The 22,304-nt window shown below is 43.2% G+C and carries 20 protein-coding genes; 2 read left to right on the plus strand and 18 right to left on the minus strand.

Annotation, left to right across the window (positions count from 1 at the left end; translation table 11 throughout):
- Positions 1 to 41: 41 nt before the first annotated feature.
- The gene (locus MKZ03_RS17680; protein ID WP_341032517.1) at positions 42 to 1,469 is read right to left on the minus strand and encodes a right-handed parallel beta-helix repeat-containing protein; all 1,428 of its coding nucleotides are present in this window, start codon (positions 1,467 to 1,469) and stop codon (positions 42 to 44) included.
- 368 nt (positions 1,470 to 1,837) lie between these two features.
- Here MKZ03_RS17680 and MKZ03_RS17685 point away from each other — a divergent pair, with 368 nt between their 5' ends.
- Complete coding sequence (locus tag MKZ03_RS17685) at positions 1,838 to 2,929, plus strand: branched-chain amino acid aminotransferase (RefSeq protein ID WP_341032518.1); 1,092 nt, start codon at positions 1,838 to 1,840, stop codon at positions 2,927 to 2,929.
- Positions 2,930 to 3,243: 314 nt separating this feature from the next.
- Here MKZ03_RS17685 and MKZ03_RS17690 read toward each other — a convergent pair whose 3' ends face one another.
- The 13 genes from MKZ03_RS17690 to sigY all read right to left on the minus strand — a co-directional run bounded on the left by MKZ03_RS17690 (position 3,244) and on the right by sigY (position 14,534).
- Positions 3,244 to 3,642 (minus strand): hypothetical protein, encoded by a 399-nt coding sequence (locus tag MKZ03_RS17690; protein WP_034660737.1) that lies wholly within the window; start codon positions 3,640 to 3,642, stop codon positions 3,244 to 3,246.
- 118 nt (positions 3,643 to 3,760) lie between these two features.
- Complete coding sequence (locus tag MKZ03_RS17695) at positions 3,761 to 5,089, minus strand: 6-phospho-beta-glucosidase (RefSeq protein WP_341032519.1); 1,329 nt, start codon at positions 5,087 to 5,089, stop codon at positions 3,761 to 3,763.
- Positions 5,086 to 5,412: a PTS lactose/cellobiose transporter subunit IIA gene (locus tag MKZ03_RS17700; RefSeq protein ID WP_034660431.1), complete on the minus strand. Its 327-nt coding sequence runs from the start codon at positions 5,410 to 5,412 to the stop codon at positions 5,086 to 5,088. Before MKZ03_RS17700 ends, MKZ03_RS17695 begins: the two co-directional genes overlap by 4 nt.
- Positions 5,413 to 5,438: 26 nt before the next feature.
- Positions 5,439 to 6,788 (minus strand): PTS cellobiose transporter subunit IIC, encoded by a 1,350-nt coding sequence (celB, locus tag MKZ03_RS17705; protein WP_060597567.1) that lies wholly within the window; start codon positions 6,786 to 6,788, stop codon positions 5,439 to 5,441.
- Positions 6,789 to 6,802: 14 nt separating this feature from the next.
- The gene (locus MKZ03_RS17710) at positions 6,803 to 7,108 is read right to left on the minus strand and encodes a PTS sugar transporter subunit IIB (protein ID WP_034660433.1); all 306 of its coding nucleotides are present in this window, start codon (positions 7,106 to 7,108) and stop codon (positions 6,803 to 6,805) included.
- Between the two features lie 122 nt (positions 7,109 to 7,230).
- Positions 7,231 to 9,174 (minus strand): BglG family transcription antiterminator, encoded by a 1,944-nt coding sequence (locus tag MKZ03_RS17715; RefSeq protein WP_341032520.1) that lies wholly within the window; start codon positions 9,172 to 9,174, stop codon positions 7,231 to 7,233.
- Between the two features lie 237 nt (positions 9,175 to 9,411).
- Entirely contained in the window at positions 9,412 to 10,026 is a 615-nt protein-coding gene (locus MKZ03_RS17720) for a class F sortase (protein WP_341032521.1), read from the minus strand.
- A 70-nt stretch (positions 10,027 to 10,096) separates the two neighbouring features.
- Positions 10,097 to 11,479, minus strand: coding sequence for a copper amine oxidase (locus tag MKZ03_RS17725; protein ID WP_341032522.1), 1,383 nt, complete (start codon positions 11,477 to 11,479; stop codon positions 10,097 to 10,099).
- A gap of 123 nt (positions 11,480 to 11,602) precedes the next feature.
- Positions 11,603 to 11,716: a hypothetical protein gene (locus MKZ03_RS17730; protein WP_307500486.1), complete on the minus strand. Its 114-nt coding sequence runs from the start codon at positions 11,714 to 11,716 to the stop codon at positions 11,603 to 11,605.
- A gap of 83 nt (positions 11,717 to 11,799) precedes the next feature.
- Positions 11,800 to 13,170 carry an NADP-specific glutamate dehydrogenase gene (gene gdhA, locus MKZ03_RS17735; protein ID WP_341032524.1) on the minus strand — a complete coding sequence of 457 codons (1,371 nt, stop codon included), beginning with the start codon at positions 13,168 to 13,170 and terminating at the stop codon, positions 11,800 to 11,802.
- A 313-nt stretch (positions 13,171 to 13,483) separates the two neighbouring features.
- Positions 13,484 to 13,696: a hypothetical protein gene (locus MKZ03_RS17740; RefSeq protein ID WP_060597571.1), complete on the minus strand. Its 213-nt coding sequence runs from the start codon at positions 13,694 to 13,696 to the stop codon at positions 13,484 to 13,486.
- On the minus strand, positions 13,693 to 14,004 hold the full coding sequence (locus MKZ03_RS17745; protein ID WP_034660438.1) for a YxlC family protein: 312 nt from the start codon (positions 14,002 to 14,004) through the stop codon (positions 13,693 to 13,695). Before MKZ03_RS17745 ends, MKZ03_RS17740 begins: the two co-directional genes overlap by 4 nt.
- Positions 14,001 to 14,534, minus strand: coding sequence for an RNA polymerase sigma factor SigY (gene sigY / locus MKZ03_RS17750; protein ID WP_106036395.1), 534 nt, complete (start codon positions 14,532 to 14,534; stop codon positions 14,001 to 14,003). The genes MKZ03_RS17745 and sigY overlap by 4 nt, the downstream gene beginning before the upstream one ends.
- 482 nt (positions 14,535 to 15,016) lie before the next feature.
- Between sigY and MKZ03_RS17755 the strand changes: the two genes are divergently transcribed.
- The gene (locus MKZ03_RS17755; protein WP_034660738.1) at positions 15,017 to 16,054 is read left to right on the plus strand and encodes a pectate lyase family protein; all 1,038 of its coding nucleotides are present in this window, start codon (positions 15,017 to 15,019) and stop codon (positions 16,052 to 16,054) included.
- 57 nt (positions 16,055 to 16,111) lie between these two features.
- Here the strand turns inward: MKZ03_RS17755 and cydC are convergent, their stop codons facing one another.
- Genes cydC through MKZ03_RS17775 form a run of 4 tightly spaced genes read right to left on the minus strand, consistent with a single transcriptional unit; the run spans position 16,112 to position 21,989 of the window.
- Positions 16,112 to 17,845 carry a thiol reductant ABC exporter subunit CydC gene (gene cydC, locus MKZ03_RS17760; protein WP_341032527.1) on the minus strand — a complete coding sequence of 578 codons (1,734 nt, stop codon included), beginning with the start codon at positions 17,843 to 17,845 and terminating at the stop codon, positions 16,112 to 16,114.
- On the minus strand, positions 17,835 to 19,571 hold the full coding sequence (cydD, locus tag MKZ03_RS17765; RefSeq protein ID WP_341032528.1) for a thiol reductant ABC exporter subunit CydD: 1,737 nt from the start codon (positions 19,569 to 19,571) through the stop codon (positions 17,835 to 17,837). Before cydD ends, cydC begins: the two co-directional genes overlap by 11 nt.
- Positions 19,571 to 20,587 carry a cytochrome d ubiquinol oxidase subunit II gene (cydB, locus tag MKZ03_RS17770; RefSeq protein ID WP_060597575.1) on the minus strand — a complete coding sequence of 339 codons (1,017 nt, stop codon included), beginning with the start codon at positions 20,585 to 20,587 and terminating at the stop codon, positions 19,571 to 19,573. The genes cydD and cydB overlap by 1 nt, the downstream gene beginning before the upstream one ends.
- Positions 20,574 to 21,989, minus strand: a complete 1,416-nt coding sequence (locus tag MKZ03_RS17775; RefSeq protein WP_060597576.1) for a cytochrome ubiquinol oxidase subunit I — start codon at positions 21,987 to 21,989, stop codon at positions 20,574 to 20,576. Before MKZ03_RS17775 ends, cydB begins: the two co-directional genes overlap by 14 nt.
- Positions 21,990 to 22,304 lie beyond the last annotated feature (315 nt).

A 22,304-nucleotide genomic window follows, 5' to 3' on the forward strand; every position in this document is an offset into this window, starting at 1 on the left:
TTTTGAAAATTTAAAACAATACATTTGTGGTTCATACATGCTTAACTTCCGATGATTTTCTTAGCAGGTGATGATTTCTTCAGGCGAAAGTCATATTTTTTCTCATTCACAAATTGTGGATTGAGGTGTGCTGATCCTTTATCTTGGCCGCTTTTCAAGAGATACGTTTTGTAGCCTTTCATCCATTTCCCGCGCCATACCCACTGTGATGCCTTTGCACCTTTTCGGTCGTCATACACGTTCTTCTGGAAGGTATTCTTTTGATTCACTCCATAAAGATTCACGACTAAGTAATGCGACGCACTCGCTGTCATAATATTATTCGTGATTCGATTGTTCACCGCTTGATATTGCATCAACAATTGACCGCCTTCTAAGCCGGCTGTGTCATTTTTGTACAAAATATTATGTGAGATCGTCGTATTTGTTGTTCCGCCTCGCTTTTTATCATAGCCGCCAATTGAAATACCTGTATAACGGTTCAAATACACTTGATTGTGTTCGATGCGAATGCGATCTGCCATTTTTCCTTTATGTTCACTTGTGACTTCAATCCCCAGGTCATTGTGATGTGTGATGTTATGATCAATCACAATGTCCTTTCCGCCATCAACATAAATTCCGCCAGCGGAGATGTCTTTGCCATAGGCTGGATTCCCTGCACTCGTAATCTCATATACTTTGTTTTTAGATACGACACCATTTCTGACTTGATCGTACTTTTTAGAAGGTGCTACGTTCTCAAAACCAATTAAATCAATGCCTATATTATCTGTGTGGCGAACCGTGTTATGTGTCACACGGAATTTTTTGACGTTCCCATTTAGCACAAGCGCTTCACTGAAGCCAAGCTTTAATTTTTCAACAGTGTTTCCTTTGATTTCAATGTCTTCAATGGCCGCAGGAGCTTTTGTTCCATAGACCGCAATACCGTGCGCATTCCCACTTTTGTGTGTCGTCTGAATGTCATACACTCGGTTGTTGAGCAGTTTGACGCCTTTGCCGCTTCCTTTGATGAAAATACCGACTGGTGTCACATCTTCCTTATTCGTCTTGAGATGTCCCACCGTCAGACCTTTGAGGGTGATGTAGCTTTTTTGATCGATCGTGACAAGACCGCCATCTGCTTGATTTCCCTTAAGAGAAGCCCCGCTAATGACAGGTTTTTCTTTTCCGTAAGCTTGAAAGATAACGGGTGCTTTCTTTGTACCTGAATGGCGGACAATCAATTTCTCTTTGTATGTGCCGCCTCTCATGTAAATGGTTGCCCCGGCTTTCGCCATACTTGCCGCTTTTTTCAGCGTGCGAAAAGGTTTTTGCTTCGTTCCCGGGTTTTTGTCGTTTCCGTTTGGCGCCACGTAATAGGTAGTTCCCTGCTTGGCGCCAGCCTCCTCTGTCATCGCTTGACAGCCGAAGCTGATCACGGTCATGAATAAAATAAGTAAAATGCCTAGTATCGCTCGTTTCATCTTGTTGTTTGCTCCTTTCACTTCTCTTCTTCCTTTATCGGTTAAAAAAAAGAGGATTAAAATATGAGAATGCCCCTTGCAATGTACTAGTCAAAAGGTGTATGGTTGAAAGAATATCTTACAGGAAAATCATCCGCTTTTAAATTGTCAGATTAATCAGTTAATAATGCATTTGGATTTTATTTCTTTATTAAAAAGGGGTGACATGAGGCAGACTGACGGCAGAGAGAAGGAAAGCGCTTTAACAGATTTTTCTTATCTGAATTCCAGAAAACCTATTGCTAATATTTTGTGAAGGTATAGAATAGAATCATAATTATTTCATATTATTAGAATTTTCAAATAATCAAACAGCAAGGAGATTTACGATGCCAAAACAACCCATCCGCGTTGAACTTAGTTCAACAAAAAAACCAAAACCTCAATTTGATCAACTTGAATTCGGAAAAATCTTCACAGATCACATGTTTGTGATGGATTATTCCATTGATCAAGGCTGGTACGATCCCAGAATTATACCTTATCAGGCCATTCCAATGGACCCAGCTTCGATGGTCTACCATTATGGGCAATCTGTTTTTGAAGGCTTAAAAGCTTATGTTTCTGAGGATCAGAAAATTCTCTTATTCCGTCCGGAAAAGAACATGGAACGCTTAAACAGATCCAATGACCGCCTGTGTATCCCGCAAATTGATACAGAAACGGTTTTAGAGGGCTTAAATGAACTCATTCGCATTGATAAGGATTGGGTACCTGATGCAGAGGGCACTTCCTTGTATATCCGTCCATTCATTATTTCCACTGAGCCGTATTTAGGCGTTGCGCCGTCAAGCACGTATAAGCTGCTGATTATCTTATCTCCAGTGGGATCTTACTATAAAGAAGGCATCCACCCGGTCAAAATTGCAGTTGAAAACGAATTTGTCCGTGCCGTTAAGGGCGGGACAGGAAATGCCAAAACAGCTGGAAACTACGCCTCAAGCCTCAAGGCACAGCAAGTCGCTGAAACCAAAGGCTTTTCACAGGTTCTTTGGCTTGATGGAGTCGAGAAAAAGTACATTGAAGAAGTCGGGAGTATGAATATCTTCTTTAAAATCAATGGAGAAATCGTGACGCCTGAATTGAACGGCAGCATTTTAGAAGGCATCACCCGTAACTCTGTACTTGAGCTGTTAAAACATTGGGGTATTCCAGTGACAGAGCGTAAAATTTCGATTGATGAGTTAATTGAAGCACATCAATCAGGTGAGCTTGAAGAAATCTTTGGAACTGGAACGGCGGCCGTCATCTCTCCTGTCGGGGAATTAATTTATCACGATCAGCCATATGTGATTCAAGATGGTCAAACAGGTGAAGTATCGAAGAAATTGTATGAGGCCATTACCGGTATTCAAAAAGGAACACAGCCAGATATCTTCGGCTGGACAGTAGAAGTCGACTCGGTCGTTAAGCAGGCATAAGCATGTAAAAGAACCTTTCAGTCATGAAGGGTTCTTTTTTTGTTTATTTATCCCTCCAATATACCTTATAATGGTAATCATACGTATAAGGAGTGATGGTATGTTTTTTACTTATCTACTAGCGTTCTTAGGTATTTGCATCGGATCGATGATCATAGCTACAGGTTTCGACGATTCACCGTTCCTCACCCGGTTTCTATTTAAGGTTCTCGGGATTTTTATCCTTGTTCTTTCCATTACTTTTGTAAAGGTTAGACGAAAGAGGCTACACAACAAAAAGGCGAAATAGACTCAGATGTCCAGTCAGCCGCCCATCAAATCGTGCACCAAAACAAGACCGATACCCCCACAATCGCCCCTGCATATATCCACTGTTTCCTTTTTATGCTCCGCTTTCTTTCGATCAGTAAAAAGATCTCTGGTAAAAAGACGATGATGATTTCTAGGATAAAGACAAGATAATAAACAAGCGGCATGGGCTGGAAATCAAAGTCTCTTTCATCTCCACCAATCGTTGCGAAATACATCAACAGGTTGGTCACTGGAATGGTAAAACAAACGAGCAGGCGGAGAACATAAATCCACACATACTGTCTATGACGAATAAGACCAATAAATGAAGCAATGATGCCATACAAAAACAAGACCACTGTGCCGTAACTCATCAGTGGTTGAACGATAAAGCCGTAAAGCATTAAACCAATTGCAACCATATTCAAACAGTCCTTTCTTTGAAGCCATACATGCTGTTTTTTTCTATCATACACTTCTTTCTCGAATTTCCATATGGGGCAATGATAAAAAACGACCCCATAAAGGGGCCATTTTGTTTTACGCTTTGACTGATTTGAAGAATTGCGGTAAATATTCACGATGCGCTTCGAGCATTTCATCTAAAATTTGCTTTGCAATTTCATCAGATGGGACAAGCGGATTAATCGTCATCGCCACAAGAGCCGTCTCGTAATCACCTGTTACAGCCGCTTCTGCTGCCACACGCTCGAATGATTTGATTTGTTGAACGAGCCCTCTCACAGCTACAGGCAGATCGCCCGTCGCAATTGGTTTTGGTCCGTCCTTCGTAATGATACAGTTCACTTCAACCGCTGATTCAGCCGGAATGCTGGCAATCGCCCCTCTGTTCACTGTATTGACAGGTTGGATGTCATGCTTATCATTATAGATGGAGCTGATTAAGTTACATGCCGCATCACTGTAATACGCCCCGCCTCTTTTTTCGAGCTGCGGTGGTTTAATCGATAAATCAGGATCTTTATAAAGCTCAAATAATTCTTGCTCGACTTGCTGTACAACCTCTGCTCTTGTTCCTTTTTCTTGGGCTGCTTTTTGCTCTTCTTCCAGCATATCTTTTGTTTTATAGTAATAGCGATGATACGGACATGGGATCACCCCTAAGCCTTTTACAAAAGAAGGTTCCCAGTTTTTCGCTTCAATGTTCTTCATAGACCACTGACTATTCGGATTTCCCAATTCATCGAGCACTTGATCCATAATGCTGACCCCGTCTAAATACACGTTTAATCCATAGACCATGTGATTGAGGCCCGCAAACTGTACCTCGATCCGTTCAACATCCACATCAAGCGCCTTGGCAATCCCCATTTTGATCCCAATTGGTACATTGCATAGACCGACTACTTTTTTTAGATTTGTGTAGCGCAGCACAGCTTCTGTGACCATGCCTGCCGGATTTGTAAAGTTCACAAGCCATGCATCTGGACAAAGTTCTTCCATATCCTTCACGATGTCTAGAATGACCGGGATGGTCCGAAGACCTTTAAATAAACCGCCTGGTCCGTTCGTTTCCTGACCGATGACGCCGTATTTAAGCGGGATTCTCTCATCTTTTGCCCGTGCTTCCAGCAGTCCTACACGAAATTGTGTCGTCACGAAATCTGCGTCCTTCAGGGCTTCCCGGCGGTCAAGCGTCAGGTGTACCTCAATCGGCAGACCGGCTTTTTCAACCATGCGTTTCGCGAGAGCGCCCACGATGTTTAACTTTTCCTGACCCGCTTCAATATCCACTAGCCATAATTCCTTTACAGGCAATTCATGATATCGTTTGATAAACCCTTCGACAAGCTCAGGCGTATAGCTCGATCCTCCGCCTATTGTGACAATTTTGATTCCATCTTTCATGAATTGACACCTCCGAGTTGCTTCATTTTTTCATGGAGCTCGATGATTTCCGCTGCGAGCTCCTTGACGGTCATTGCGTTCATGAGATGATCCTGCGCATGGATCATTAAGAGACTGATGTCGGTCTTTTCTCCTCTAATTTCTCCTTGGATCAGCTCTGTCTGTGCGTGATGCGCCTCATTTAACGCGTCTTGTGCTTCCTGCAATTTTTGCTTCGCCTCATCAAAGTTTCCTTGCTTTGCACTTGTAATGGCCTCCATCGCAGAGCTTCTGCCATTCCCGCCATGTAAGATGAGTTGAAACACAATTTGTTCCATTTCCATCGGCCGCATCCCCCTTATTTCCTCTATTACATGCTGACGACATTTTCATCAGTTGATGCTTTTGTTTCTAGCTCACTTTCTTCTTTTAATTTCTGCTTATCCCACATTCTAAAGAATGGGTAGTATAAAGCGAATGACAACGCCAGGTTAATCAGCTGCATGACAGCACCAGAGATTTTGCCTCCTGTGGCGAGATAGCCTGAAATGATGGGCGGCATCGTCCATGGGACAGCAATCCCCGCCGGTTTTGCTACAAGTCCTGTGCTCATTCCGATATATGTGGTGATGATCATCATGATTGGCGTAAGGATAAACGGAATGAGAAGCATTGGGTTCATGACAATCGGCATTCCAAAAATGATCGGTTCGTTGATGTTAAAGATGGCTGGCCCAATGGCAAGTCGGCCAAGCTGTTTCATTTGTTTACTTCTGGCACGTAAGATCATCGTCAGCACTAAAGCAAGCGTTGCACCGCTTCCGCCGACATTGATGAAGATTTCAAAGAACTGCGCTGTGAAGATATTTGGCAGCACTTCTCCTGCTTGGAATGCGAGACGGTTCTCATCCATCGCACCGAGCCAAATTGGGCCCATGACGCCGCCGACAATGGTTGCTCCGTGAATACCACATGCCCAGAGGAGCATTTGCACACCAATGGCGACAATACTTCCGCCTAAGCTTCCACCAAGAATGGAAAGCGGTGTGCCAATTAAGACCGTGATGATATTATGAATACTCTCAAATGGTGTCATCTCAATCACAAGTCTAACGACCCAGATCAGCGTGATGACCACAAAACCTGGAATAAGTGCGATAAACGATTTACTCACTGCTGGCGGTACACCATCAGGCATCCTAATGACGATATTCCGCTGGACAATGAATCGGTAAATTTCAGTTGAAAGCATGGCAATAATCATGGCAACGAATAACCCTTTACTGCCCATCAATGTGACTGGAATTCCCCCACCTACTAGGATGGCTTCTGTTGAGCCTTCAGGTGTGAAAGGAACTTGATATGGTGTCGCCAAAAGGAAAGCTGCAACAGCGATCGCACCAGATGATAGGGCATCCACTGCATACTTTTCAGCAAGCCTGTAGGCAATCCCGAAGGTGGCAACAAGTGCCATAATGTCAAAGGTTGCATTAACAGGATAGGATAGTTTCGTGGCCCATTCAGCTCCAAAGATACTTGCCATAAAATCGCTGTATCCTGGGATCGGAAGGTTGGCTAAAATGAGAAACAGTGAACCGACAATAATGAGAGGCATGGTTAAAACAATTCCGTCACGCAATGCTTGTAAATGTCTTTGAGCGGCAATCTTCCCTGCAAACGGCATGACCTTCTCTTCTAGAAATCGGTTGAATCCATTCATCCCTTCCGCCCCCTTTATCCGTTCACTAACTGTTCAGCAGATTTTAAAACCTCAGCCCCATTACATACGCCATAATGCACGGTATTAATGACGTCGACTGGAATTCCTTTTTCTTCTCCGAGCTTTTTCATTTGTGGTAATAAATATCGAACCTGTGGTCCTAATAAAAGCACATCGGCTTGATCAATATGACTTTTCGCTGAATCTCCAGATACTGCCCAAATACGATAGTCTTTTCCTTGTTCTTGTGCGCTTTTCTCCATTTTTGTGACTAGTAAGCTTGTTGACATACCTGCTGCACAAACCAATAAGATGTTCATGTGTAAACGCCCCCTTTTGAAATTGTGAAGCTTTTCTTTACACATTCATCATATTATGAAACCGCTTTCATAAACACCTATACTTTTTCCTTTAGGAAGCGGAAAAAGTTAAGATCACACTGTTAGTTCTTGTACGAAGGGACCTTTTTATGCATGGTATCCAGCATGTCTTCAAATGTATCACAGGCGATGAGATGCTGAATGAATTTCACATTATGCACAAGCTCGCCCAGCAGACGGTACATCCCTTTTAAATCTTTGGCATTCTCTTTTTCGACACAAAGCAAGCAGACAAATTGAACTTTTTTCTCTCCCCATATGATCGGTTTTTCTAATGTACATATCGCCCAAAACGTCTCTTCTGTCAGCGGCGTCATAGGGTGCGGAATGGCTGTATAATGCCCGAAGGATGTAGGAGCAGCCTCTTCTCTTTCCATCACAGAAGGTGTAAGCTCTGCTGGTGCTAAACCCATATCGATGATTTTTTCCGTGAGAAAGGTGATGACCTCTTCCTTTGTTTGAAAGGCGCATTTTGTAAAGACCAATTCCTTTTTCATATATTGAGAGGCCAATGTCACCCTTGTTTCACTCGTCAGGGCTTCTTCAATTTTTAAAAAGTCGCCGCCTCCTAAAATGGTGTTTACTTGTATGACTGGAATCGGTAAATCCATCTGAATCGGGACCGTTGTAATAATCAAATCCAGGGCATGTAAAGACACATGCGGAAGCGAATAAAGCTCTGCTGTTCCTAAAATGGTCAGTTTTGACCCAAATTGTGACCGCAAACGATCCTGAAGCAGCCTTGCACTCCCTGCACCAGATGCACAGACAATGAGACATCGCTTCGGCGGAATCTCCATTTTCCTCCGCTCTAAAGCCGCACCAAAATGAAGCGCCATATATCCGATTTCATTCTCATGAATACTCAGCCCCTCCTCTTCTTCTAGGACCCTGCTGGCGATAATACCTGCTTCAAAAGCAAGTGGATACCCCGCCTTTATTTCATCAAGCATCGGATTTCTTAAGTTCATTCCATATTTACACCGGGTCATGGCTGGCTTTAAGTGCAGACTCAGTCCAATCATTAATTCCGCATCGCCGGCTAAATCAAGCTGCAGTTTTTGATCAATGGCTTGGAGCATAAGCTGAACAAGACGGCTCGTGTCATCATCCACAATTTGTTTTTGACCACTCGATGAAAAGGACTGTACCATTTTGGCTGTTCCTAATAAATGAATGGCGATATAGACGATCTCCTCTTGTGGAAAAGAGACGTCCAGCAGTCCTTCAAGGCATTCCACCATTTTTTTAGCGACCTTATATTCCTTTGCCTGTGGTATCTCATTGATTTCCTCTGGCAAAACAGATACATAGTTTCCGTGTCTAATCCGTTTGCAGGCAATCGCAACATGAACGATTAAATTATTCATGCAAATGTCTGATAGATTCATTCTTTCTTCATTGATATAATCAATCATTGTTTTCTGAATCAATTCCAATTCATGTTTTGGCAAAATGGTGACTGCTGTGTTCAGCATCGTTTGGTAGGAACGGCGTTCATTGAATAAATATTCTGACATACAATAACGAATTTTCATCTCCGATCCTTTGATTCGGCAGCCTTTATTCGGCTTCGCATCCAGCTTCAGATCAAAGGGCTCAAGCTTGCGTTTGACCCATTTCATATCGTTACTCATCGTCGATTTACTAATAAACAGCTGGTCCTGTAAGTCTTCCAGTTTCACATAAGACTCTGCGAGAAGCAGCTTCTTTAAAATAAACCGAACGCGCTCCTCCGGCAGAACAGCCAGTGGCTCTTCCTGTTCGACTTCCTCTTTCATAAAACGGCGAAAGGCATTCTCATCGTTGATCAACAGCTCATAGCCAGCTCCTCGAACAGCTGATACAGCCGCTTGATAAGGAGCGAGACGGTCGTTCAGTTCCTTGATGTCTGTACGAATGGTGCGGCTTGTCACTTGTAAGCTGACAGAAAGCGCAGCGCTTGTGAGCGGGGTCTCCGCTGCCATGAGCTGACTTAAGATGTGCGCCAGTCTTTTACTCAGCATCAGATCGGCCTCCTTAGGTAAGGGTGGAGAATCTGCCTTGTCTGGACAGGGTGTATACGCTTGCAGTTCTCTTCATTACTCATATTCTACTGAAAAGAAATAAAAATTGCCAACTCATTTATATGACAAACGCCCCTATTTATACAACAAACCATATCTAATGACCTATGAATCTTTTTGTAGGACTCTGGCAGAAACCATCAAAAAAGGCGCTACACCTCCGTGTCATCGCCTTTTTTATGAAGGGATCAGCTGGGTAAAGACAACCAGTCTCTTTTCATGAGTCCCTGCTGCATGATCAAATGTCCCTGTACACGTAATGAAATTGAGATTCCGTGTAAAAGCGTACCCGAAAAACGCATTCGGCTTTTCTTCACGCGGATAGCTTTGCACTTTGATCACTTCAAAAGTTCGCTTTTTTCCTGACGAGGACGTCACGATTACCTTGTTTCCCTTTTTTAGCTCCTTTAATCGATAAAAAACAGAAGGTCCCCATTTATTATCAACATGGCCATTCATGACGGCATTTCCTTTATCTCCTGGCTTTGGACCATCTTTAAACCAAGCTGTGTTGTCCGTATTTTTTGGGACGCCCATACTGCCATCCTTTGATAAAGTTGTTTTCTCCAACTTTGCTTTGACATCAATCGCCGGAATCGCAATTTCAGCCGGGACAATACCAGACGGTTCGTCTTTTAACATGTCTTGTGAATGAGACTGTTTTGCGGCTTGGTTTGTTGTCTTTTTTTCAGGAGATGAGGTTGTTTTAGAGGATGACGAATCATCCATAGATTGTGATGCGCAGCCCGTGATGATGAGAAGCATCAGAAGACCAAACAACCACCTTTTCAAGTCAGTCTGCCTCCTTTTAAAGAAAGGAACGGCACGATTGTGCACGTTCCCCTTTCCTTTTTATACGAGCTTAATTTGATGTCTTACGGCGAGTAAGGAAGAACGCACCCGCTGCACCGCCGGCTAGGATCAAACTTGCGATCATTCCCGCAAATGCTTCATATGACATACCTAAAGGACCGGCTGTGCCTCCCATACCTGTTTTAGGCATTTCATTAGGCATCTTGGATTTGAACATTTCAGGATGCTGATCAACAATTGCTGCTGTGACATCTTGACCGACCATGAACTTATGACCGTACGCCTCTCTCACTGTTGGATAAAGCTGATCATATTCGCCTTTATGGTATGACGTATATGTTTTGATCAGCTTATCAATATGCATTTTTAAGCCAGCCTCTAAATCTGCTGCCTTCAAACGTCCATTTGTCGCTTGATCTAAAAATTTCGCTTGCTTCATTCGATACGCATCTAAGTTTTTCACCGCTTTTTCTTTCGCTTCTTTGTCTCCTGATGCATCCGCTTTGACATAATCAACTAAGTAACCGATATGGCTTGACCAAATGGCTTTGAATTGTTTTCCTGCATCCTTGCCATAAACAGAGGCAATCGCATCTGATAAATCATTTGTGTTTTCGTTCAAAGCTGCCGCTGCTTGATCAAAGTCCTTGCTGCCATCATTTCCTTTTTGCATAGCAACGACCGCAAGCGCCAAATGCTCTGAGAACAAGTAGTTTAAATCTTCACGAAGGTCTGCTGCTGGTGTGTCGACTGATTTGTGATCAAATTTCCCAGGAAATTGATCTGTGATCGCCCACGATACGCCTTTACCGACTTCAAACATATGATGAATGGATTTTCTAACCGTTTCATAGGTCGTATCAAAATCCTTTTCAGTGTAGCTATCAAACGCTTTTAACAGTTCATTGACGTGCATTTTTAAGCCTTCTTCTAGTTCGCTAGCTTTCAATCTGCCGTCTGTTGCTTGATCGAGCATATCGGCTTGTTTCATGCGATATTGGTCAAGCTGCTTAACTGCTTTCTTTTTACCTGCTTCATCTTTCTTTGCCGTTGCTTGTACATAATCAACAAAGTAGCCGATATGACTTGACCAAATGTCTTTGAATTGTTTCCCTGCTTTTTTTCCGTACACAGAAGCGATGGCTTCCGATAAGTCATTTGTGTTGTCATTTAGCGCTGCCGCTGCTTGTTTAAAATCTTTGCTACCGTCAATTCCCTTTTGCATTGTGATGACTGCTAAGTAGGCATGCTCCGAAAATAACTGGTCTAGTGCTGCTCGAAGATCGGTTGCTTTGTTTGACACCTCTTGTGACGAAGATGTCTTCTTTGCCTCTCCATGCATATGTCCTTCGTGTGCACTTGCGCTATGAGCTGCCGGAAATAGTAATGCTGCGCTAAGTGGAATGGTTAAAATCGCTTTTTTCATGTTCATCTGTTTTTCCTCCTCTTTCCGTTTGTTATGTACTTAACGGAGTGAGGCATGACTTGGATCATTCAAATCTATTATTTTTTCGTTCAGGGCACAATCGGTAATGCTTGCATAAAAAAAGCCGGATTATCCGGCTGATACGTTACGACTTTTAGATGCTTTTCGCTCTTTAAATATTTTCCTCACCACTGGATAAATCACTGGTGCCCATTTGACAATTTGTTTCAGCCATTTTTTCATTTCTCCCGCGCCTCCTTATTGTCATTCTTACAAGGACGATTCCCCATCTTGTCATGAAATAAACAGGTGCGGGAGAGCAGGAGTTAAATCACGCCTTGTGCGATCATCGCATCTGCCACTTTGCGAAATCCTGCAATATTTGCTCCTACGATTAAGTTTCCAGAGTGTCCATATTCATCTGCTGTCTCTGTACACCGACGATAAATCGTCTGCATCATTTGTTTCAGCTGATCATCTACTTCTTCAAATGTCCAAGACATTCTTGCACTATTTTGTGCCATTTCCAGTGCTGAGACACCTACCCCGCCAGCATTCGCCGCTTTTGCCGGCGCAAATAGAATATCTTTCTGTTCAAACACTTTGACTGCCTGAAGAGTAGAGGGCATATTAGCTCCTTCTCCTACCGCAATGACACCATTTTCCACGAGCTGCTGCGCTTGCATCTCAGATATTTCATTTTGCGTTGCACATGGAAGCGCAATATCACAAGGAACAGACCAAATTTGTTCACAATCTTCAATCAATTCGGCATGCGGGTGAATGTCTATGTATGCCCCAATCCGTTGATTGCTCACTTCCTTTAGCTGCTTCACGGTCTCAAGTGAAATGCCTTGAGGATCATAAATCGCTCCGCTTGAATCACTGCAAGCAACGACCTTACCGCCTAGCTCCATGACCTTTTCCATCGCATAAATAGACACATTCCCTGATCCAGACACAACAACTGAATGCCCTTCAAATTGCAGTCCATGCGCTTTTAACATTTCTTCCATAAAGTACACCAGTCCATAGCCTGTCGCTTCTTTCCTCGCTAAGCTGCCTCCAAATCCAGGACTTTTCCCTGTGAGCACACCCGCCTCATAAGCACCGCGCATTTTCTTGTACTGTCCGAACATATAGCCAATTTCGCGTGCCCCTACGCCAATATCACCTGCTGGTACATCTTGATCAGGTCCAATATATCGGCTGAGTTCACTCATAAAGCTTTGGACGAAACGCATGATTTCTCCATCAGATTTCCCTTTAGGGTCAAAATCTGATCCACCTTTTCCCCCGCCGATCGGCATACCAGTCAGTGCGTTTTTAAAGATTTGTTCAAATCCTAAAAACTTAATAATGCTTGCATTGACAGATGGGTGGAATCGAATGCCTCCTTTATAAGGACCGATGGCACTATTGAATTGAACCCTGAACCCCCGATTGACTTGTACTTTCCCCTCATCATCTACCCAAGGTACACGAAATACCACAAGCCGCTCAGGCTCAATGAGTCGTTCTAAAATGCCCTGTTTTTCATACTCTGGGTGTTTTGCAAAAACAGGAACGAGTGATTCTAGAATTTCTTTTACGGCTTGCTGAAATTCCTCCTCACCAGGATTTCGTTTTTCCACCTCCTCTAACACACGGTCGATGTAGCTTTGTGCTGTTTGTGCTGCTCGATCTAAGGTCAACATGTCTCTTCTGCCTCCTTTGTATATCTTCACACATTTATCTGTTAGATTTTCTAACGCATATTGAGATTAATTTAACACCATTTGTAAAATCTGATCAATACTGATAACAGATGAAAATGATGCCGATTTGAGATGGATCAAGCAGCCGCAGCAATCGCTTTTAGAAAGCATCTCTTACAGAATGACTATTGTGCTAGAAATGATGATTTAGACGTTATATATCCCGCACTCTTTGACAAATAGATGAATCATGAATGATTTCTAGTTGATCTTCAACCCGAAAAAAAGGCCTAAAGTTTTATAGGCCGTCCGCTCAATCTTTTCGGATCTTCTCATCTTTTTTTCGATCAGGGTACACGACACAAAGCCAATATAAAATAGAAGACGATGGGAAATTAATTAAACCGACAATGCCCCAAAACCACTTATAGCGCCCTCTTTTCTTTGCATCCATAAATAAAAGAAGCCCCTGCGCAAACAATAACGGCAATGCGCACAATAAGATGATCATCTCCGTCTGACTCATAAGGAAGACCCTCCTTTAATGTGTTGATATTCCTTGATGCCGACAACGACGCAGAGCGGCACACTCACTACTTGAAGAAGAATGAAGATGATAGGCAAATGGGTGATGGCAGCGACAAATAGTGCCAGAATGGTCAGACTGATGAGAACGTACGCCAGTACTTCTTGTTTAAAACGCCTTTTCTCTTGTTCCTTTGCCTGCTTAAGCATCATCATGACAGCCTGTTCACTTGGCTCTTTCACTTCAATTTGTTCATCTAGCTGCTGTAACTCTTCCTTTAAACGTTCGGTGAACTGATCTTCCTTCATTGAGACCACTCCTTTCGAATTTTCTTTAATCCATGATGAACCCTCGACTTCACAGTGCCTTCTCTCATACCGAGCATTGAAGCAATCTCTGGATAAGTAAAGCCATAATAATAGTGCAAAATAATCGGTGCTCTCTCCTGAGCCTTCAATTCGTTTAAAGCATCCCACATCTCATGCCATGTGTGGCCCTTTTGCTGAATGTCCCATTTGAAGCGGCGTATGGTCTCTTGATTCGCCTTCCCTTCTCTTAATTGTTCACGTTTTCTTTTCTTCTGGTGATCTAAAAATTGCCTGGATGCAATGGAAATGAGCCATGTTGAAAATAAGGAATCTCCTCTAAATGAAGAAAGTTTCATGTACGCTTTCAGCATCGTTTCTTGCATGATTTCTTCTGCCAGCTCTTGTTGAAGGGTGAGCTTCATTATATAACGGTAAAGAAAGGAATAATGATGACGATAAAGGGCTGTAAATGCAGCATCATCTCCCTGTTTTGCCCGCTGAATCAATAATGTCTCTTCTGTCTGCTCCAAACACACCCCTCCTTCCTTTTCTTCTCTTATTCATGAGACGACACGGATAACGATATCGTTCAAAATAGACTTTATTTTTTAACTTGGCTCCTTTTCTCCCTGTTGATCCAGTATTTGATTCATTTTATATCCAATTTTTTCTTATGTAATGATTATGGCATTCTTTCGTCCCTAACAAAATGGTGCGTTCGTAATCATCTTGATTTTCTATCAAGCGAAGAGCCTCTCCCTCATAATCACTAGGTCATCCCAATACCTATCGTCAATGATCCTTGTCTCATTTAGATGAAAATAAAATAATCATGGCCTTAGTTTCCTAGAAAATCATGGAATACACAGCGCCAATTCTTAGCCGATGATACCTTTTTGCGTGCTATGCTCTTCCTACATTCCGAAAAAGGCGATACTGGCGAAGAAAGGGGGAGCAGTTGAATTGCAGCTTATTTTTGGAAACGTTTACATTAAAACAAAATAGAATGGAGATGTTGACTTTGAAGAAAAAAGTTCCAATGTTAGCTGGTGTGTTAGCGGTTGGTCTCGTGACTTCATTATTTGCACCTAATGGGGAGGCAAAAGCGGCAGCCAAGTATCCAGAAAGCCCTTCTATTATGGCCAATTTTAATCAACAAGGATTCTCCACATTAAATGGCGGTACAACAGGCGGTGAAGGCGGTAAAACCGTCACAGTCAAAACTGGAAATGAACTATTGGCTGCCCTCAAAAGTAAAGGAACAAACGAAAAATTAAAAATTGTTGTCGACGGGACGATTGCCCCTTCTAATACATCTGCCAATAAAATCGATGTGAAAGATACAAACAATGTCTCGATCGTCGGCAAAGGCACGAAAGGTGAATTTAATGGAATTGGTATCAAAGTATGGCGTTCCAATAACGTCATTATCCGCAACCTGAAAATCCATCACAGTAACATCGGTGACAAGGATGCCATCGGAATCGAAGGCGCTTCTAAAAACGTATGGGTCGATCATAATGAGCTGTACAACACATTAAACTCTGGGAAAGATGATTATGATGGATTATTTGATGTGAAAAAAGACTCCGACTATATTACCTTCTCATGGAACTATGTACATGACAGCTGGAAAACGATGCTCATGGGCAGCTCTGATAACGACAACTACAACCGAAAAATTACGTTCCATAACAACCGTTTTGAAAACCTGAATTCTCGTGTACCGTCTATGCGCTACGGGGAAGGTCATGTGTATAACAACTACTATAAAGGCATTCATACCACAGCGATCAACTCTCGTATGGGCGCGAAGATGAGAATTGAGCACAACGTATTTGAAAATACAAATAATGCGATCGGCAGCTGGGACAGCCGTCAAGTCGGTACATGGCATGTCATCAACAACTCATTTATTAACAGCACAGGCAGTCTGCCAACGTCTTCAACAGGTACGTACAACCCTCCTTATAACTACTCTTTGCTTAACGTAAACAATGTCAAATCAGAAGTGGTATCAAATGCTGGTGTTGGAAAGGTAAACCCTTAAAACCACAAAACGTTCGGGCAGAGATTTCTGTCCGAACGTTCTTGTTATTTCGTTTATTTATATTGTAGAAAATGGACGATCCATCTCATACAATTTTTGATAGCGCAGGTTTTCTCTCAGTAAATGCTGATGCTCCCCCTGCATCTCAATTTGTCCATCTTCAATAAACATAATGCGGTCACATGCCTCACAGCCAGTGAGATGATGGGTAATCCAAATGACCGTTTTTCCTTTTAACACACGGAAGATGGTTTCAAGCAGCTCACGCTCTGTGCGCGGATCAAGTCCGACGGTGGGCTCATCTAATACAACAATCGGGGTGTTTTGCAGCAAAATCCGGGCTAACGCCAGCCGTTGTCTTTCTCCACCTGAGAAACGAATCCCTGTCTCCTGCACACCGGTGTGATAACCCTCTGGCAAGGATTCGATGGTATCGTGCAGCTGCACTTGTCTCGCTGCTTCTTTTACTTGCTCTTCTGTCGCCTCTGGAGAGCCTAAGCGAATATTGTTTAAAACAGAGGTATCGAATAAATACGGCTGTTGATTGAGCACTGACACATAGGTGGACATGGTTTCTCGAATGCTTTCTACCGGTTTCCCCTGGATACTGACAGCTCCTTGATTTGGCACGACAGCTCCTTCTAACAATTTCAAAATAGTCGATTTTCCTGCACCACTTTTTCCTAAGAGAGCAAGTGATTCACCTTGCTTCAGTGAAAATGAGAGATGCTTTAGCACGTGTTGGTGCGAATCATACCCAAAGGATACTTGATCAAAACAGACAGCTTGATCGTGAGAAATGGTTGACTGATCCACTGTCTTGCGCTCAGATTCTCCTTCATACGAAAGCTTTTCATAATGATTTAATCTGCTGACAGCATGCTGATAGACTGGAATATCACCTGCTGCATCTGAGAGTGGAAGAAAGGCTTCTGTTAACGGAAATAGCACAAGCACAAAGGCTGCAATCAGGGTGTGTGACATCGAGCCTGACTGAACGACCGAACCGCTCCAATACACGACAAACACGACAGCTCCTCCAATCATAAGCTGGGCAAAAAACTGGCGCAGACGGATAAACCGGTGCTTGGCTGCTTCAAGCGCTAACAGTTTCGCTTCTTTCTGTTCATATTCATCAACAAAATCTTTCTGCCTGCCGCTAAACAGCCAGTCACTAACGCCCATGACTGCATCTGTTAAATGGCTGTACAGTTCATTTCTGCCTTTTTTCATTTGAATTTGTCTCGCCCGGTTCACTAGCACTGTGACGTATGGGAAAACAAATACGAGAAGTGCCATATAAAGCAGCATCAGTCCAGCAAAAGGCCACGAGAATAGACCAAGTGCCCCAATGGATGCGGCATATAAAAGCAGCGCCCCGATGGATGGAAAGATGGTTTTTAAATAGGCGTCCTGCAGTCTCTCGACATCATCTGACAGGAGCCCAAGCATTTCACCTGTACCCAGCTTTGTCTGTTTCGCACTTCGTTCAGCCATGTCATACAGACGGACACGCATTTTTTCAATCATTGTCAAAATGAGCTGGTGGCTCGCCAGTCTTTCTGCATAGCGGGCAGCTGAGCGTGAAATACCAAAGGTCCGTACAGCTACAATTGGAACGTATACCATAAGTATATTCTCAGGTCTTGTGGCAGCTTTTGAAATGAGAAATCCTGACGTATACATCAGCATAGAAGCAGAGAATACTGCAATTGCCCCTAGAAACAAAACCAGCGCAAACAGCTTTTGATTCTCCTTGATATAAGGTATAAACCAGCCTTTACTGACCATGTGTGACCGCCCCCATTTGCTCCTGTACCAATTGATAATACACGCCTTTTCTTTGCATCAATGATTCATGTGTACCCATTTCTGCAATCGTTCCATGATCCATGACAATGATCTCATCCATGTCTGGCATCCAATGAAGCCTATGTGTCGCTAAGAACACAAGTTTATCTTCAAACAGCGGAAGCATTGTTTTCTTCAATTCATACTCTGTCTCAATATCGAGATGCGCCGTTGGTTCATCTAACAGCATAATTGACCGCTGGCCCAGCACCGTTCGCGCAAGCGCAATTCTTTGCGCCTGTCCGCCGCTTAGCCCTCTTCCCTGTTCTCCAATGACCTCATCGAGACCATTTGGCAGCTGCGCTACGAGCTGAGATAAGCCAGCTTCACAGACAGCTCTTTCCACTTCTTCATCTGTTGCATGCGGTTCATAAAAACGAATGTTTTCTCTTAATGTCATGTGAAATAAATAAGGGTGCTGCGGCATATAGACGACTTCCTTTTGCCATTCCTTCATCTGTAAATGAACAAACGGCTGGCCGTTTAGCGTGATTTGACCTGAGGTCGGTTCAACAAAGCCGCCGAGCACATCGGTTAACGTCGATTTCCCTGAACCACTGGCACCAATGATTCCGATTTTTTTCTTCCCTTTGACAGTGAGGTCTACATCCTGAATCGAATAAGGGGCATGTTCATCATGCTGGACACTAACATCTTGCAGGGTGAGCGCAGACTGTTCACCCCACTTGTCTAGCTGCACGGATTGTGTCTCCTGCGCGCGGAAGCCCTTTTCTTCTAAAATGACCTGCATCGCCTCATTCGCCTCTTTTCCATTTAGCGTCGCATGATAATCATTTCCCACTTCACGTACTGGCAGGAAATATTCCGGTGCCAGCATGAGCGCGGTCAGAGCCGGCAATAACAGAAGCTCTCCTTCAATTAATCGCAAGCCAAGAAAGACAGCGACAGTTGCAATCGACAGCATGGAAAAGAAATCAAGCGCAAATGATGAAAGAAATGCAACCTTCAGCGTACTCATGGTCGCCTTTCGATATCGCTTTGACACTTCCCCGATATTGCGGGAATGTTTTTTGCTAATGCCTAAGTAACGAAGCGTTTCAAGGCCGCGGAGAGAATCAGTAAAATGATTGGATAATTTCTCATACGATCTCCATTGTTTGGCCGCTTTACGCTGAGCGACAAGGCCTAGCAAAATCATAAAAATAATTAAAATCGGCAGCGTCACGATTAAAATGACAGCAGATGTTTCGTCTAACGTCCAAGCATAGATGAGGACCATTGCCGGTATCACTGCCATGTTCACCATTTTCGGTAAAAATAGCTGTAAATACTGACGATATTGAGCAATCCCCTCCATCGCTAATGTGACAAGCTTTCCTGTACCCTTTTTCTTTGTGAAAGCTGGACCTAAACGAAAGAGTTGGTCTAACAGCTGTTTTCTGACGTCTGCTCCAATTCGGGAAGAGTAGGTAAACATGACCTTCTCCCGAATCAAGGTGAGACCGTGCCGCACCAGAAAGGCAGCAAGAAACAGCAGGACATAAGGCGTTGCCTGCGAAAGGCTTTTCCCGTCAAACAGCGTAGTAATGGCTTGTGCCAGCCACTGTGCTTGGAAAATAATACTTGCTCCTTGGATGAGTGACACAATACCTAAGAGGGCGAGAAGCCCCCTCATTCCTTTTAATTGAAGCAAACGTTTGTCCATTAGTAGGTCATTGGCTCCTTACCGCTTACACGTTTACGGAAGACGTAATAGCTCCAAATTTGATACCCAAGCACAAAGGGCAGCAAAGAAATGGCAACAATCGTCATCACCGTCAGTGAATATGATCCGGATGCAGCGTTTTGAATGGTAAGATCAAACGCATGGTTGATTGAACTAATCATGACGCGCGGGAACAATGCAGTGAAAAGCATCGTCACTGTCACCATGATGCCTGCACCTGTGAATAAGAATGTCCAGCCATCACGTTCTTTTCTCATAAAGAATAGAGCCGCGACGTAACAAACCACAATCAGGACAGTTAACGGAATGGTGATGATCGGGCGTACCGTATAAATGTCTGTTTCCATGATAGATACACCGACAAATAGGACAAGAACTGGCAGCGCAATAAGCAGGACACGCTTGCCAAGCTTTCTTGCACGATCTCTTAAATCACCCTCTGTACGTAGTGTGACGAAAATCAATCCGTGCAGAAGGCAAAGAACCGTCACAGCTAACCCGCCAATCACTGAATAAAGGTTCACAAAATCCGTAAAACCAGCATACATATTCATGTCTTGATCAATTGGCATCCCGCGTAAAATACTTGTGAATAGCACACCGAGTAAAAACGGCGGCAGCAGACTGCCAAAGAAGATGACCCAGTCCCATGCTTTGATCCAAGAGGCTTTCTCAACCTTCCCTCGGAATTCAAAGGCGACTCCGCGCCCAATGAGCGCTAAGAGGAGAACCGCAAATGGTATATAGTATCCACTGAACATCGTGGCATACCAGTGAGGGAAAGCAGCGAAAATAGCGCCCCCAGCTGTAATCAGCCAGACCTCATTCGCATCCCAGAAAGGGCCAATCGTATTAATTAAAATGCGGCGCTCGTGCGCATCCTTTCCAAGCAGCTGCATGGACATCCCAACACCAAAATCAAATCCCTCTAAGAAGAAAAATCCAACAAACAATACTGCGACAAGAATAAACCAAATCTCGTTAAGATATGCCATGATATGCGCCTCCATCAAATGGATCTGTAGACAGGTCCGTTTCATCCTTTTGATCTGTATCCTCTTCCGAATGTGCACCTTTTTTAATTTCTCGAATGAATAGGTAGGCAAGCAAGATGGCAAGGATCAGATAAATCGTCGTAAAGCTAATGACTGAGAATAACAGCATGCCATACGATACGTTTGGCGAAATCGATTGAGCCGTCGTCATCATACCAAAGACAGTCCACGGCTGACGCCCAATTTCAGTCATGATCCAGCCAGCTGAGTTCGCAATAAACGGGAACGCAATCATCCCTACCATGAAGCGTAAAAACCATTTGTTCGTTTCGAGTTTCTTTCTAAAGCTCAAGTACAAGCCAATCATACTGGCAAAAATCATCAGCATTCCGGCACCAACCATGATTCTAAAGCTCCAGAAGGTTGTTTTCACTGGCGGAATGTAGTCTCCAGGGCCAAACTTTGCTTCATATTCTTTTTGAAGTGTCAGCATGCCTGGCACATCTCCACTGAACTTCTGATAAGCCAAGTAACTTAAAGCAAACGGAATATTGATCTCCGCAGAGTTTTCTTTTTTATCTGTGTCAATATTGGCAAATAGTGTCCAAGCCGCTGGATCTCCACTATCCTTCCAAAGGGCTTCACTTGCTGCCATCTTCATCGGCTGTGATTTCATTAAGTGCTTCGCTTGATCATGTCCAGAGAACGCCACACCTAAGCCAGAAATTAAAGCGAGGACCATGGCAATCTGGAATGATTTTTTGAAAAAGGCGATTTCTTGTTTTTTGATCATTTTATAGGCACTAACTCCTGCAATAAAGAATGCACCTGTAGCCAGCGCACCAAACAGAACGTGCGGGAATTCAACCCAAAGCTGCGGATTCGTTACAAGAGCGCCAAAATCATTCATTTCTGCGCGGCCATTTTTAATGACAAATCCAACTGGCTCTTGCATAAATGAGTTGGCGAGTAGAATCCAAAACGCCGAAAAGATCGTACCAAGAGAAACAAGCCAAATACACAATAAATGAATCTTCTTCGGCAGACGATCCCAGCCGAATATCCAAAGTCCAATAAATGTAGATTCAAGAAAAAAGGCGAGCAGTGCTTCAATGGCAAGCGGTGCACCAAACACATCACCGACAAATCTTGAATAATCTGACCAGTTCATCCCAAACTGGAATTCCTGCAAAATCCCTGTCACCACACCTACTGCAAAATTGAGTAAGAATAGATGACCCCAAAACTTCGCCATCTTTTTATAAATCTCTTTTTTCTTGACGACATAAAGGGTCTGCATCAAGGCGACGATAAACACCAAACCTATTGACATAGGAACAAAAATAAAATGAAATAATGTCGTTGAAGCAAATTGAAATCTTGCTAAAAACAGCTCACTCACAGCCTTACATCCTCCCTTACTTTCACATGCCGAATGATTCGAAACATCTATGCTCATCACTTCACAAAATATTCACTATTTGTTCAATGATTCACAAATAATAGCCTGTTTGAATTGGTTTAATCGGTGAAATTTTACTCTTGCTTTTCATTCGGTTAGTTATTTATACCTGTACTTTACACCCATGCGCTTCAAAAATAAAGTAAATTTTACCTAAAAATTGGATGGTATTGTGTCAGTTGTTTGAATACTTTGTCAAAGATATGTGACAGAAAGTAAAAAAACGCAAAAACATAGCGCTGCACATGAGCTGCA

The organism is Bacillus sp. FSL R5-0431 (genome assembly GCF_038002985.1).
Classification (GTDB): domain Bacteria; phylum Bacillota; class Bacilli; order Bacillales; family Bacillaceae; genus Bacillus.

Excerpts from the sequence above, each read along its gene's own strand:
- MKZ03_RS17680 (WP_341032517.1), bottom strand. The coding sequence starts at position 1,469 with ATGAAACGAGCGATACTAGGCATTTTACTTATTTTATTCATGACCGTG.
- MKZ03_RS17685 (WP_341032518.1), top strand. The coding sequence starts at position 1,838 with ATGCCAAAACAACCCATCCGCGTTGAACTTAGTTCAACAAAAAAACCA.
- MKZ03_RS17690 (WP_034660737.1), bottom strand. The coding sequence starts at position 3,642 with ATGGTTGCAATTGGTTTAATGCTTTACGGCTTTATCGTTCAACCACTG.
- MKZ03_RS17695 (WP_341032519.1), bottom strand. The coding sequence starts at position 5,089 with ATGAAAGATGGAATCAAAATTGTCACAATAGGCGGAGGATCGAGCTAT.
- MKZ03_RS17700 (WP_034660431.1), bottom strand. The coding sequence starts at position 5,412 with ATGGAAATGGAACAAATTGTGTTTCAACTCATCTTACATGGCGGGAAT.
- celB (WP_060597567.1), bottom strand. The coding sequence starts at position 6,788 with ATGAATGGATTCAACCGATTTCTAGAAGAGAAGGTCATGCCGTTTGCA.
- MKZ03_RS17710 (WP_034660433.1), bottom strand. The coding sequence starts at position 7,108 with ATGAACATCTTATTGGTTTGTGCAGCAGGTATGTCAACAAGCTTACTA.
- MKZ03_RS17715 (WP_341032520.1), bottom strand. The coding sequence starts at position 9,174 with ATGCTGAGTAAAAGACTGGCGCACATCTTAAGTCAGCTCATGGCAGCG.
- MKZ03_RS17725 (WP_341032522.1), bottom strand. The coding sequence starts at position 11,479 with ATGAACATGAAAAAAGCGATTTTAACCATTCCACTTAGCGCAGCATTA.
- MKZ03_RS17730 (WP_307500486.1), bottom strand. The coding sequence starts at position 11,716 with ATGAAAAAATGGCTGAAACAAATTGTCAAATGGGCACCAGTGATTTAT.
- gdhA (WP_341032524.1), bottom strand. The coding sequence starts at position 13,170 with ATGTTGACCTTAGATCGAGCAGCACAAACAGCACAAAGCTACATCGAC.
- MKZ03_RS17740 (WP_060597571.1), bottom strand. The coding sequence starts at position 13,696 with ATGAGTCAGACGGAGATGATCATCTTATTGTGCGCATTGCCGTTATTG.
- MKZ03_RS17745 (WP_034660438.1), bottom strand. The coding sequence starts at position 14,004 with ATGAAGGAAGATCAGTTCACCGAACGTTTAAAGGAAGAGTTACAGCAG.
- MKZ03_RS17755 (WP_034660738.1), top strand. The coding sequence starts at position 15,017 with ATGTTGACTTTGAAGAAAAAAGTTCCAATGTTAGCTGGTGTGTTAGCG.
- cydC (WP_341032527.1), bottom strand. The coding sequence starts at position 17,845 with ATGGTCAGTAAAGGCTGGTTTATACCTTATATCAAGGAGAATCAAAAG.
- cydD (WP_341032528.1), bottom strand. The coding sequence starts at position 19,571 with ATGGACAAACGTTTGCTTCAATTAAAAGGAATGAGGGGGCTTCTCGCC.
- cydB (WP_060597575.1), bottom strand. The coding sequence starts at position 20,587 with ATGGCATATCTTAACGAGATTTGGTTTATTCTTGTCGCAGTATTGTTT.